Here is a 12,512-nt window from a genome sequence, read left to right as displayed (position 1 = left end):
GGCAGTGGTGGCAGTGACGGCGGACGGGACGGTGCGCGGGACAGCGCACAGCGGACACCCAAGCTGTCCGCCCGGGAGACCTGGCAGGCGCTGTACCTGCATTTCCGGCCGCACCGCGGGACCGTCGCCCTCGGCGCGTTCCTCGCCCTGATCGGCGCCGCGAGCGGGCTCGCCCAGCCGCTCGCCGCCAAGGCCCTGGTCGACCGGCTCGGCGGGGACGGTTCGATCACCGGAATCCTGCTGCTGCTCACCGGTCTGGTGCTGTTCGGTACGGCGATCGAGGCGGTCGCCTCGTACCTCCTGGAACGAACCGCCGAATCCGTCGTCCTCGCCGCCCGCCGCACCCTGATCGGGCGGCTGCTGCGGTTGCGGCTGCCCGAGGTGGAGCGGACCCAGCCGGGCGACCTGATGTCGCGGGTCACCTCGGACACCACGCTGCTGCGCGCGGTGACGACCCAGTCGATCGTCTCCGCGGGCACCGGAAGTCTCACGTTCCTCGCGACGATCGTCCTGATGGGCGTGATGGACCCGGTGCTGCTCGGGGTCACGCTCGGTGTGATCGTGCTGATCGGCGGCGCGGTCGCCCTGGTGATGCCCCGGATCTCGGAGGCGACGAAGCGCTCGCAGGAGGCGGTGGGCCATATGTCCACCGTGCTGGAGCGGGCCTTCGGAGCGTTCCGTACGGTCAAGGCCTCGGGCGCGGAGGAGCGCGAGACCGCGGTCGTGGAGGCGGCGGCCCTGGACGCGTGGCGGCACGGGGTGACGGCCGCGAAATGGCAGTCGGTGGCCGGGACTTCGGTCGGGCTCGCCGTGCAGGTGTCGTTCCTGGCGGTGCTGGGGATCGGCGGGGCGCGGGTGGCCTCGGGGGCCATCTCCGTATCGACGCTCGTCGCCTTCCTGCTGTTCCTGTTCTATCTGATCGACCCGGTGTCGAAGCTGGTGGGCGCGGTGACGCAGTACCAGGTGGGTTCCGCGGCCGTCGCCCGGATCGCGGAGGCGGAGCGGCTGGAGACGGAGACGCTGGGGGCGGAGACGGACAGGCTCGGTGGCGGTCCCGCGTCCGTGGTCTTCGAGGACGTCACCTTCCGGTACCGCGAGGAGCTTCCGTACGTCCATCACGGCGTCTCCTTCGAGGTGCCGGGGCCCGGGATGACGGCCTTCGTCGGGCCGTCGGGCGCGGGCAAGACGACCGTCTTCGGGCTGCTGGAACGGTTCTACGAGGCCGACGGCGGCCGGATCCTGATCGACGGCAAGGACATACGCGACTGGCCGCTCACCGAACTGCGCGCCGCCATCGGCTATGTCGAGCAGGACGCGCCCGTACTGGCCGGGACGCTGCGCGAGAATCTGGTCTTCGCCGCCCCGGGCGCCACCGACGAGGAGATACGGGAGGCCCTCGTACGGGCCAGGCTCGACGCGCTCGTGGACCGGCTGCCGGACGGGCTGGAGACCCTGGTCGGCCATCGCGGTTCCAAACTCTCGGGCGGGGAACGGCAGCGCGTGGCCATCGCGCGGGCGCTGCTGCGCAAACCCCGGCTGCTGCTCCTGGACGAGGCGACGTCCCAGCTGGACGCGGTCAACGAGATGGCGCTGCGTGACGTGGTGGCGGAGGTGGCCGGGGAAGTGACGGTCCTGGTGGTGGCGCACCGGCTGTCGACGGTGACACTCGCCGACCGGATCGTGGTGATGGACGCGGGCGTCGTACGGACGGTCGGGACGCACGACGAGCTGGTGGCGAACGATCCACTGTACGGCGAGCTGGCGGCGACCCAGTTCCTGGCCGCCGCGCGCTGAGCCGGGCGCCCGGAAAGGGGCGCGCCTTCCGCCCGCCGATATGTGTGCACCGCCGATCAGGGTGGCCCGCCCCTGATCGGCGGTGCAGCGCAGGCCATACCGGTACGACAAAAGGGATACTCCGCCCATGGATGCCTCCCTTCCCCGCCGCCCGCTGCTGTCCCTGTCAGCCGCAGTCTGCGCCGTCGCCCTGATCGGCGGCTGCACCGGCGCGGGCGGAGCATCGCGCTCCGACTTCGGCTACGGCACCACGGCGTCGGACACCTCGATGTCCGACGCGGCGGCACGGGCCGCCGCACGGCGCTCCGGCAACGACCTGCAGACGGACTACGAGACGGTGATCAAGGACGTGCTGCCGTCGGTCGTCCAGATCGAAGCCGGGGACAGTCTGGGCTCGGGCGTCGTCTACGACGGGCGGGGCGACATCGTCACCAACGCCCATGTGATCGGAAAGCACAAGACCTTCGCGGTCACCGTGGCAACCGGCGAACAGCCGCTGAAGGCCAAGCTGGTCTCCAGCTACCCCCAGCAGGATCTCGCCGTCATCAAGCTGGACGAGGTCCCGAAGGGGCTGAAGGCCGCGGTGTTCGGCGACACGTCCAAGGTCGCGGTCGGTCAGATCGTGCTGGCCATGGGCTCGCCGCTCGGCCTGTCGAGCAGCGTCACCCAGGGAATCGTCTCCGCGGTCGGCCGGACCGTCAGCGAGAGCCAGGCGGGCGGCGGGACGGGCGCCACGATCGCCAACATGGTGCAGACCTCCGCCGCGATCAATCCAGGCAACAGCGGTGGCGCGCTGGTCAATCTGAACAGCGAGGTGATCGGCATCCCGACCCTGGCAGCGACCGACTCGCAGATGGGCAACAGCGCCGCGCCCGGCATCGGCTTCGCGATCCCCGCGTCGATGGTGAGGACCGTCGCCGACCAGATCATCAAGTACGGGAAGGTCACCGACTCGGGCCGGGCGGCCCTGGGCATCACCGGCCGTACGGTGCTCGACGACAACCTCCGGCCGGCCGGGGTCGCGGTCGTCTCGACCAAGAAGGGCGGCGCGGCCGCCGACGCGGGGATCAGGGCCGGGGACATCATCACCCGGCTCGGCCGCACGCCGGTGACCACGATCACCTCGCTGACGGAGGCGATCGCGACGAACAAGCCGGGGCAGAAGAGCAAGCTGACGTATGTGCGAGACGGAGCGAAGAAGACGGTGGAGATCACGTTCGGCGAGATGTGAACGGATGGGGCCCACCGGCGGGAGGGGGACGGGGTCGCAGGAGGCGACGTGTCCGGACGTAAAGCGTGATGTGTGGCGCGCACCGGACCACGAGACCCGCACGCGGCGTACGGGGGTCCGGAGGTGTCCCCCCGGGAAGGCACAGCATGCAGTCCGGACATGCGCCTCCGGAGGCCCCGGCCCCCGCACCACCCACGGCGACACCGCCCCCGCAACACACCGCGCACCGCGCCACGCCCCCGCCGCCGGACGGCGCACCGCACCGCACCCCCGCCGGACGGCGACGAGGCGCCCACGGAACCGTTCCGTGGGCGCCTCGTCGCCGTACTGGTCAGCTCTCGTCGGCTCGCAGACTCATCGGGCCATAGATCTTGCTGCCGTCCTCGTACAGCGAGACCTGCTCCGCGCCCCCGTCCAGGAGTTCCTTCCACACCTCGCCGACCCAGGACTCCGCGTCCCCCTGCGTGGTGAACTCCTCCGGCTCCACCGCGGGCGGAACCTCCGTCCCGTCAGCCTTCTCGAACCGCCACATCCACGCCATGTGCGCCTCCCGGGTCCTACGGACTGATCAATTTCCTGCCCGCAGCGTAGCCGGACGCGCACCGCGCGCGGCGGCGCGGGAGGATCATCCCCGTGGAACTGACTCTGCTCGGCACCGGAGCCCCCTCCGGACTCCCCCGCCCCCACTGCCCCTGCGCCGCCTGCGCCGGCGCTCGCGGCGACCAGGCCCGCGCCGCGACCTCACTGCTGGTCGACGGCGTACTGCTGCTGGACCTGACGCCCGGGGCCGCGCTCGCCGCGGCGCGTGCGGGGCACACGCTCGCGGGCGTACGGCAGGTGCTGCTCACCCATCCGCACGACGGGCCCGCGGTGGAACTCCCGGCGGGGCTGCCCCCGGCGGGGCGGGTGGCGGACGGGCGGGTACTGACGCTGCTCAGCGGGCACCGGGTGCGGGCGGTGTCGATGGACGCGCCGGGGACGGGATACGAGGTGACGGCGCCTGGGGGTGAGCGGCTGCTCTACCTGCCGCCGGGGGGCGCCCCGGCGGGGGTCTCCGTGGGGGTGTTCGCGCCCGCCGGAGGCTCCGCCGGGAAGCCCTCGGGGGTGCCCGCCGCCAACGGCCGGACGACCGCGTCCGGCTCGTCGGTCCCGTCCACCGCGCTCGCCTCTCCGGCGCCGGCTCCGTACGACATGGTGGCCGCGGATGTCACCGGACGGCCCGACGCGATCGCGCGACTGCGGGCGGCGGGGGCGATCGGCGTCTCCACCGATATCGTCGCCGTACACCTCGACCACGATGTGCCGCCCGGCGCCGAACTGGACCGCCGGCTCGCGGCGGCGGGCGCACGGGCCGTTCCCGACGGCACGACGCTGACGGTCGGCGCCTATCACCCCGTACCGGACGTGCCCCGGCGCACGCTGGTGACGGGCGGGGCGCGCTCGGGCAAGTCCTGGGAGGCGGAGCGGCGGCTGGAGGCGTTCCCCGGTGTGCTGTACGTGGCGACCGGCGGCACGCGCGAGGGCGACCCGGAGTGGGACGCCCGGGTCCGCACTCACCGCGACCGCCGGCCCGGCTCCTGGCGTACCGCCGAGACCTGCGACCTCGTGCCCCTGCTCGCGGAGGAGGGGCCGCCGCTGCTGATCGACTGCCTGTCGCTGTGGCTGACGGACGCGATGGACCGGGTGAACGCCTGGGACGACGCGGCGTGGGCGGGGGGCGGCGAAAAGGCGTTGCGGGAGCGGATGTCGGAGCTGGCCGAGGCGGTACGGGGCACGCGGCGCACGGTGGTCGCCGTGACGAACGAAGTGGGGTCGGGGGTGGTACCGGCGACGGCGTCGGGACGGCGGTTCCGGGATGAGCTGGGGCGGCTGAACTCGGCGGTGGCGGCGGAGTGCGAGCGGGTGCTGCTGGTGGTGGCGGGGCAGGCGGTGACGCTGCGGTAACGCCGTCCGGCGGGGTGCGGTGTCAGCGTCCGGCCGGGTGCGGTGTCGCCGACCGGCGGGGCGTGGCACGGTGCGTTGCGGTTGCGGGTGCGGTGTCGCCGACCGGCGGGGCGTGGCACGGTGCGTTGCGGTTGCGGGTGCGCTGTCGCCGACCGGCGGGGCGTGGCACGGTGCGTTGCGGTTGCGGGTGCGGTGTCGCCGACCGGCGGGACGTGGCACGGTGCGTTGCGGTTGCGGGTGCGGTGTCGCCGACCGGCGGGACGTGGCACGGTGCGTTGCGGTTGCGGGTGCGCTGTCGCCGACCGGCGGGACGTGGCACGGTGCGTTGCGGTTGCGGTGTCGCCGACCGACGGGGCGTGGCACGGTGCGTTGCGGTTGCGGGGGCGGTGTCGCCGACCGACGGGGCGTGGCACGGTGCGTTGCGGTTGCGGGTGCGGTTGCGCTGTTGTGTGCGCGGGGGCCGGGGGCTCCGGAGGCGCATGTCCGGACTGCATGATTTACGGCGTGTGCGGGCCGGTGGGCAGCGGTGCGGGTTGCCGTACGCCACAAATCACGCTTTACGTCCGGACACGTCGCCTCCTGCGACCCCGTCCCCCTCCCGTCGGTTCCTCGTCCGCGGGTCGATCTCGCTCCCGTCGGGAAAGCGGTGCCTCCGGGAAGTTAGTGTCTGCGGATGAGCTCGCTTAATCTCGATGACTTCTCCGATCTGATCGAGCGCCCCGACAGCGGTACGCGGCGTGATGCCGAGGAACGCCGGGAGCGGCTGACCGTGCGGCCCGGGGCCCTCGGGCGCCTCGATGAGCTGGGCGAATGGCTCTCCGCCGCGCAGGGCTCCGTACCGGTCAAGGCGCTCCGACAACCGCGTGTGGTGCTGTTCGCCGGTGATCACGGAGTGGCCGCGCTCGATGTCTCGGGGCGGCCGGCAGGCAGCGCGCATCAGCTGGTCCGGGCCGTGCTGGAGGGCGCGAGCCCCGTCGCCGTGCTGGCCCGCCGGGCTGAGGTGTCGGTGCGGATCGTGGACGCCGGTCTCGACTGCGACCCGGAGTCGCTGCCCGACGAGGTCGTACGCCACCGGGTGCGGCGCGGCAGCGGGCGTATCGACATCGAGGACGCGCTGACCGCCGAGGAGGCCGAGCGGGCCGTACGGCTCGGGATGGCGATCGCCGACGAGGAGGCGGACTCCGGCACGGATCTGGTCGTGCTCGGCGATCTGAGCGTCGGCGGCACCACCTCCGCGGCCACGCTGATCGCCGCGTTGTGCGGCACGGACGCGTCCGTGGTGACCGGGCGCGGTGGCGTCGGCATCGATGACCTGGCGTGGATGCGTAAGTGCGCGACCGTACGGGACGCGTTGCGGCGGGCGCGGCCGGTGCTCGGGGACCAGTTGGAGCTGCTGGCGGCGGTGGGCGGCGCGGACATGGCAGCGATGACCGGCTTCCTGCTCCAGAGCGCGGTGCGGCGGATGCCCGTGATCCTGGACGGTGTGGTGTCGGCTGCCTGCGCGCTGGTGGGCCAGCGGGCGGCGTTCCGGGCTCCCGACTGGTGGCTGGCGGGCCAGTTGAGCGGGGAGCCGGCGCAGGCGAAGGCGCTGGACCGGATGGCACTCAACCCGCTGCTGGACCAGGGGGTCACCGTCGGCGAGGGTGCCGGGGCACTGCTCGCGCTGCCACTCGTCCAGGCCGCGGCGGCCCTCGCGGCGGAGCTGCCGGAGCGTCCGGAGCCGGAGGAGGTCGGGGGAGCGGCGGCCGTGGAGGAGCCGGTGGAGGCCGAGGAGACGGTGGGCAAGAGCGTTTAGTCCGTTTTCGAGGCGCGGCGCCGTCCGCCCGGGGGTGGGCGGCGTGTGCGTGGTCATGGCCAGGCGAACATGGAGCTTTGCGCACCATATGATCCCTTTTTATGGGAGAAGCCCGTTTGGCTGTCGCTCGTGCGAGCCGTGGTACCGACCGCTCGCGCCGTAGTGCGGCCTTCGCCGTCTGGTATCTGCGCGCCGTCACGTTCATCAACTTCCTGAGTGCCGTCTGGGTCTCCTTCGGCCAGGATCTGCGTCGGCACAACATCGACAACTACTTCACCCCGTACCTGCTCACCGCGGGCTTCGCGTCCGGCGCCTTCACGCTCTTCCTGGCGATCACCATGCGCCGGCGCAAGCGGGCCGCCTGGATTCTCAATCTCGTCCTCGCCGGGCTCTTCCTGCTGCTGTTCGCCTTGGTGATGACCTTTCCGGAGATCAGGCGGTATCCGCAGAACTGGGCCTCGCTGGTCCTCACGGCCCTGTTCGTGTGCGCGCTGCTGCTGGGGCGGCGGGAGTTCTACGCGAAGGGTGACCCCGCCAACCCGAAGCTGGCCGCGGCCGTGGCGGCCGGGGGGCTGCTGGTCGCCTCGTTGCTCGCGGCGCTGCTCGTCACCGTCACCAACACCGCGCCCGGCGGCTCGGCCTTCACCGAGCGCTGGCGTTACGGCACGATGCGGCTGGTTTCGCTGACCGCCGAGGGAGCCCGCTTCCCCGGGATCGCGCCCCCGCACTGGGCCGATGTGGCCGTCAACGTGCTGTCCACGCTGTTGCTGCTCGCCGTGCTGTACGCGGCGTTCCGGTCGCGCCGTGCCGTGGATCCGCTCACGGAGGGGGACGAGGAGAGGCTGCGGGTCCTCCTCGACCGGTACGGCGAGCGTGACTCGCTGGGCTACTTCGCGCTGCGCCGGGAGAAGAGCGTCATGTGGTCGCCGACGGGGAAGGCCGCCGTCACCTACCGGGTCGTCGGCGGGGTCTCGCTGGCCTCCGGCGATCCGATCGGCGATCCGGAGGCCTGGCCGGGGGCGATCGGGCCCTGGCTGGCACAGGCGCGCGAGCACGGCTGGATCCCGGCCGTCATGGGGGCGGGCGAGGAGGCCGGCACGATCTACGCCCGGCAGGGGCTGGACGCGCTGGAGCTGGGCGACGAGGCGATCGTGGAGACCGTCGGCTTCACCCTGGACGGGCGCGCGATGCGGACCGTACGGCAGGCGTACAACCGGGTCGCGCGGGCCGGTTACCGGGTCCGTGTCCGGCGCCACGAGGACATCCCCGCCGACGAGATGGCCGCACTGCTGCGCCGCGCCGACGACTGGCGCGACGGTGCGACCGAGCGCGGCTTCTCGATGGCGCTGGGGCGGCTCGGCGATCCGGGCGACGGCCGCTGCGTCATGGTCGAATGCCAGGACGCGGCAGGCGAGTTGAGGGCTGTGCTGAGCTTTGTGCCGTGGGGGCCCAAGGGGCTCTCGCTCGATCTGATGCGCCGCGACCGGGCGAGCGAGAACGGCCTGATGGAGTTCATGGTGATCGCGCTCCTCCAACGCGCCGGGGAGATCGGCATCGCTCAGGTCTCGCTCAACTTCGCGCTGTTCCGGTCGGTCTTCGAACGCGGCGGGAAACTCGGCGCGGGGCCCGTTCTGCGGCTGTGGCGTTCGCTTCTGAGTTTCTTCTCCCGCTGGTGGCAGATCGAGTCGCTCTACCGTGCCAACGCCAAGTACCGGCCGGTCTGGGAGCCCCGCTTCCTGCTCTTCGAGAAGAGCGCCGACCTGCTGCGCATCGGTCTCGCGGCGGGCCGTGCCGAGGGTTTTCTGACGGCTCCTGGGCTGCCCGGCCGGCTGCGCCGGGGGCGGCTGGAGCCCCGGAGGCCGCAGGCGTGAGGGGTTACCGGGTGGCGAACGGCCGTCAGGAGCGCGGGCGTTCGTCGTCCGGTGTGCCGCCGATCCAGTCCTGGATCCGGCGGCGCGGGCCCGCCCAGCGGACGTCCCGGCGAGAGGCGCGCAGGGCGGACCTCGCCCGCGCCTTGGGGCGCTCCGGGTAGAAGCGCCGGGCCCACGGCGAATCCGGCTTGGCCAGCCGGATCGCGGCGATGAGCGCCACGAAGGGCACCAGTGTGCCGATCAGCGCGAGGCGCGGCTTTCCCTTGAAGAGCGTGACGAGCACGAAGAGAAAGTTGAACAGGAGCGTCGCGATCGCCGAACCGCGGTCCTGTTCCTGCTCCGGCGTCAGGGATTTGACGTCGAGCGGCGAGAACCCGCTGAGCACCAGCAGTGCCAGCGCGGCGGCCAGGACCACGACCTCCACGCTCTGGCGGCCCTGTTCGCTCCAGTAGACGTCGTGGAGATGCAGGATCAGCGCGAACTCGTCGAGTACGAGGCCGGCGCCGAGCCCGAAGATCACCGCGCAGACCGAGGCCGTGACGCCGTGCCGGCCACTGCCGACCGCGCCGAAGCCGCCGATCACGGTCAGGACGACCCCCGGGACCACATGGTGGATGTGCGTACCGCCCGTCGAGATGTTCCGGAACGGACCCTTCCCGGCCCGGATGAGGCGGGTGACCGTACGGGTCAGCCCGAAGGTCAGCACGAAGGAGGCGAGGGCGAGCAGCGTGGGGAGCTTGCCGGGATCGACGATGTTCCGGCTGAACCAGTGCCCCATGCCGCCTACTTCCCTGTCCCATATAAAGCGATATGGGAAATTTAGCCCCCTTCGGTTTCTCTCTGTCGGCGCCGTCCGGGCTAGCCTTCGCGCGATGACCTCCCCAGACGGCATACCCGCGAACGGACGCGCCCCGGTGGCCGACGGCGTACGTTTCGCCTTCGGCACCCTCACCGTGCTCCCGGTCCGTGTGACGCGCTGGGACCGCCCGGCCGCCCGTACGGGCATGCTCTGCGCCCCGGCCGCCGGACTCGTCGTGGGTCTGGGCGCCGCGGCCCTCGGCTCTCTGCTGCTCCTCGCCGGAGCCGCGCCGCTCCTCGCCGCCGTGGCCTCGGTCGCCGTCCCCGCCGTGCTCACCCGCGGCCTGCACCTGGACGGCCTCGCGGACACGGCGGACGGACTCGGCAGCGGCAAACCGGCCGAGGACGCGCTGCGGATCATGAAGCAGTCGGACATCGGACCGTTCGGGGTGATCACGCTGCTGCTGGTGCTGCTGGCCCAGGTCGCGGCGGTGGCCGAGCTGTACGGGGAGAGCTGGCCGCACGGCGCGGTGGCCGTCGTCCTGGCCGGAGTCACGGCCCGGCTCGCACTCACCCTCGCCTGCCGTACGGGCGTGCCTCCGGCCCGGCCCGACGGGCTGGGAGCGGCGGTCGCGGGCGCGGTCCCCGTACGGGCGGCCGTGGTCACCGGCCTGTCCGTCACGGCGGCCTGTGCGGCGGCGGGCGCGGGCTTCGGGACCGTGGGCGCCGCACACCACGCGCTGGCGGTCCTGGCCGGCCTGGGCGCCGCCCAGGCGCTGCTGCGCCACTGCGTACGGCGCTTCGGCGGTGTCACCGGGGATGTCTTCGGCGGCCTCGCGGAGACGGCCGTGACCGTCGCGCTGGTCGCGCTGACGCTGGGCTGATCCTCCTCTTCACCAGGGCGTGTCACCAGGGCGTACGGGCGGGTCACGTACGTACGCACGAGTGGGCCGCTGCCCCTGTGAGCGACGTACATCACTGAGCGTAGGCTCATTCTCGCCGCGTTTCGGGCCGAATGACGATGCGGCGGGCACGGTCGGTCCACCCCTCGACCGCCCAGGAACTCAACGGAAGCGAGATTTCACCACCGTGACTGCTCTCACTCTCAGCACTGCCGGTGTGGCGAAGCTGCGCGCCGACGTGATCGTCGTCGGCGTCGCCAAGGGCGCCAAGGGGCCGGTCGTGGCGCCGGGCGCCGAAGCCGTTGACCAGGCGTTCGACGGCAAGCTCGGCACCGTACTGGAGACCCTCGGCGCCGTCGGTGGCGAGGGCGAGGTGACCAAGCTCCCCGCACCCTCCGGCCTGAAGACCCCGGTCGTCCTCGCGGTCGGACTCGGCTCGGCCCCGGGCAAGGGCGAGACGTACGGCTCCGAGGCGCTGCGCCGCGCCGCCGGTGTCGCCGCGCGCTCCCTCCCGGGCGTCAAGAAGGCCGCGTTCGCGCTGCCCGTGGAGACGCCCGAGGGCATCGCCGCCGTCGCCGAGGGCGCCCTGCTCGGCGCGTACGCGTTCACCGTCTACCAGGGCGGCGAGAAGAACGCCCAGCGCGGCGACCGGGGCCCGAAGCAGCCGCTCGCCGAGATCGCGCTTCTCGGCACCAAGCCGCGCGACAAGGCCCACAAGGCCGCGGCCGAGCGCGCGATCGCGCTGACCGAGGAACTCAACCGCGCCCGCGACCTGGTCAACACCCCGCCGAACGACCTCACCCCCGAGGCCTTCGCCGCCGTGGCCACCGCCGCCGGCAAGGACCACGGCATCAAGGTGCAGGTCCTCGACGAGACGGCGCTCGCCAAGGGCGGCTACGGCGGCATCCTCGGCGTCGGCAAGGGCTCCGAGAACCCGCCGCGGCTGGTGAAGCTCGCCTACACCCACCCCGACGCGAAGAAGACGCTCGCGCTCGTCGGCAAGGGCATCACGTACGACTCGGGCGGCATCTCGCTGAAGCCCGCCGGTCACAACGAGACCATGAAGTGCGACATGAGCGGCGCCGCCGCGGTGTTCGCCGCCGTCGTCACCGCCGCGCGCCTCGGCCTGCGCGTCAACGTCACCGGCTGGCTGGCCCTCGCCGAGAACATGCCGTCCGGCTCGGCCACCCGCCCGGGTGACGTCCTGCGCATGTACAGCGGCAAGACCGTCGAGGTCCTCAACACCGACGCCGAGGGCCGCCTCGTCCTGGCCGACGCGCTGACCCGCGCCTCGGAGGAGAACCCGGACGCGATCGTGGACGTGGCGACCCTGACCGGCGCGATGATGCTGGCGCTGGGCAACCGTACGTTCGGGATCATGGCGAACGACGACGCGTTCCGTACGTCCATCCACGAGATCGCGGAGGAGGTCGGCGAGGCGTCCTGGCCGATGCCGCTCCCCGCCGACCTGCGCAAGGGCATGGACTCCCCCACGGCCGACATCGCCAACATGGGCGAGCGGATGGGCGGCGGGCTGGTCGCCGGGCTCTTCCTGAAGGAGTTCGTCGGCGAGGGCATCACATGGGCCCACCTGGACATCGCGGGGCCGGCGTTCCACGAGGGGGCGCCGTACGGCTACACCCCCAAGGGCGGTACGGGGTCTTCGGTGCGGACGCTGGTGAGGCTGGCGGAGCGTACGGCTTCGGGCGACCTGGGGTAGCCGCGTCGGGGGGCGGGCCGGGGTGCGGTGCGCCGTCCGGCGAGGCGTGGCGCGTTGCGTTGCGGTTGCGGTTGCGGTTGCGCCGTTGTGTGCGCGGGGGCCGGGGGTGCCGGTGGTTCGCCCGCAGGGCGCTGTACGGGGAGCCGGCCGGGATCTGGAGCGTGATTTGCGGCACACCTCCGGCCGGCCCCCGGGAGCCGGGGCGTGCGGTGTCGTAAATCGGACGCACCCCCGGAACGGCGCCCGGGGGCGACCCGAACGCGATATACCCGGCCGCACCAGCGCCCCTCCGCGGCCACCGTCCCACCGGGCGGGGAACCCGCGCCGGCCGCCCGGATCAGCCAAGACCAACCACGGCCCCCCGCCCGCAGGCGGCACGCACCGTGCAAAGATGGGTTACCGGCAGGACAGGGCCCCCACCACAGGGCCGAAGACAAGCGGCCGAATACCAGCCGCC

Annotated in this window: 9 protein-coding genes; 7 read left to right on the top strand and 2 right to left on the bottom strand. The window is 72.7% G+C overall.

What is annotated here, in order from left to right; all coding sequences use genetic code 11:
* Positions 1 to 63 precede the first annotated feature (63 nt).
* On the top strand, positions 64 to 1,794 hold the full coding sequence (locus ACIOJD_RS10665; protein ID WP_401911721.1) for an ABC transporter ATP-binding protein: 1,731 nt from the start codon (positions 64 to 66) through the stop codon (positions 1,792 to 1,794).
* A 127-nt stretch (positions 1,795 to 1,921) separates the two neighbouring features.
* Positions 1,922 to 3,025, top strand: coding sequence for a S1C family serine protease (locus tag ACIOJD_RS10660; RefSeq protein ID WP_401910768.1), 1,104 nt, complete (start codon positions 1,922 to 1,924; stop codon positions 3,023 to 3,025).
* A 331-nt stretch (positions 3,026 to 3,356) separates the two neighbouring features.
* Here the strand turns inward: ACIOJD_RS10660 and ACIOJD_RS10655 are convergent, their stop codons facing one another.
* Positions 3,357 to 3,566, bottom strand: a complete 210-nt coding sequence (locus ACIOJD_RS10655; protein WP_401910765.1) for a hypothetical protein — start codon at positions 3,564 to 3,566, stop codon at positions 3,357 to 3,359.
* Between the two features lie 92 nt (positions 3,567 to 3,658).
* Here ACIOJD_RS10655 and ACIOJD_RS10650 point away from each other — a divergent pair, with 92 nt between their 5' ends.
* From ACIOJD_RS10650 to ACIOJD_RS10640, 3 genes are all read left to right on the top strand, one after another.
* Positions 3,659 to 4,969, top strand: coding sequence for a bifunctional adenosylcobinamide kinase/adenosylcobinamide-phosphate guanylyltransferase (locus ACIOJD_RS10650; protein WP_401910763.1), 1,311 nt, complete (start codon positions 3,659 to 3,661; stop codon positions 4,967 to 4,969).
* A gap of 673 nt (positions 4,970 to 5,642) precedes the next feature.
* Positions 5,643 to 6,764, top strand: a complete 1,122-nt coding sequence (gene cobT, locus ACIOJD_RS10645) for a nicotinate-nucleotide--dimethylbenzimidazole phosphoribosyltransferase (RefSeq protein WP_401910761.1) — start codon at positions 5,643 to 5,645, stop codon at positions 6,762 to 6,764.
* 101 nt (positions 6,765 to 6,865) lie between these two features.
* The gene (locus ACIOJD_RS10640) at positions 6,866 to 8,635 is read left to right on the top strand and encodes a phosphatidylglycerol lysyltransferase domain-containing protein (protein ID WP_401910759.1); all 1,770 of its coding nucleotides are present in this window, start codon (positions 6,866 to 6,868) and stop codon (positions 8,633 to 8,635) included.
* A gap of 25 nt (positions 8,636 to 8,660) precedes the next feature.
* Here ACIOJD_RS10640 and ACIOJD_RS10635 read toward each other — a convergent pair whose 3' ends face one another.
* The gene (locus tag ACIOJD_RS10635) at positions 8,661 to 9,413 is read right to left on the bottom strand and encodes a hypothetical protein (RefSeq protein ID WP_401910758.1); all 753 of its coding nucleotides are present in this window, start codon (positions 9,411 to 9,413) and stop codon (positions 8,661 to 8,663) included.
* Between the two features lie 94 nt (positions 9,414 to 9,507).
* On the opposite strand from ACIOJD_RS10635, the gene ACIOJD_RS10630 reads away from it, so the two are divergent.
* Both ACIOJD_RS10630 and ACIOJD_RS10625 read left to right on the top strand, forming a co-directional pair.
* Positions 9,508 to 10,317: an adenosylcobinamide-GDP ribazoletransferase gene (locus ACIOJD_RS10630; protein ID WP_401910755.1), complete on the top strand. Its 810-nt coding sequence runs from the start codon at positions 9,508 to 9,510 to the stop codon at positions 10,315 to 10,317.
* Positions 10,318 to 10,522: 205 nt separating this feature from the next.
* On the top strand, positions 10,523 to 12,055 hold the full coding sequence (locus ACIOJD_RS10625) for a leucyl aminopeptidase (RefSeq protein WP_401910752.1): 1,533 nt from the start codon (positions 10,523 to 10,525) through the stop codon (positions 12,053 to 12,055).
* Positions 12,056 to 12,512 lie beyond the last annotated feature (457 nt).

It is taken from the genome of Streptomyces sp. NPDC088116, assembly GCF_044741745.1.
Lineage (GTDB): Bacteria > Actinomycetota > Actinomycetes > Streptomycetales > Streptomycetaceae > Streptomyces.
The sequence above is the reverse complement of the archived record's forward strand: the minus strand, read 5'-3'. Positions and strand labels throughout refer to the sequence as shown.

Bases quoted from the DNA above. Each gene is read 5' to 3' on its own strand.
- ACIOJD_RS10655 (WP_401910765.1), bottom strand. From the start codon at position 3,566: ATGGCGTGGATGTGGCGGTTCGAGAAGGCTGACGGGACGGAGGTTCCG.
- ACIOJD_RS10630 (WP_401910755.1), top strand. From the start codon at position 9,508: ATGACCTCCCCAGACGGCATACCCGCGAACGGACGCGCCCCGGTGGCC.
- ACIOJD_RS10660 (WP_401910768.1), top strand. From the start codon at position 1,922: ATGGATGCCTCCCTTCCCCGCCGCCCGCTGCTGTCCCTGTCAGCCGCA.
- cobT (WP_401910761.1), top strand. From the start codon at position 5,643: ATGAGCTCGCTTAATCTCGATGACTTCTCCGATCTGATCGAGCGCCCC.
- ACIOJD_RS10635 (WP_401910758.1), bottom strand. From the start codon at position 9,413: ATGGGGCACTGGTTCAGCCGGAACATCGTCGATCCCGGCAAGCTCCCC.
- ACIOJD_RS10640 (WP_401910759.1), top strand. From the start codon at position 6,866: ATGGGAGAAGCCCGTTTGGCTGTCGCTCGTGCGAGCCGTGGTACCGAC.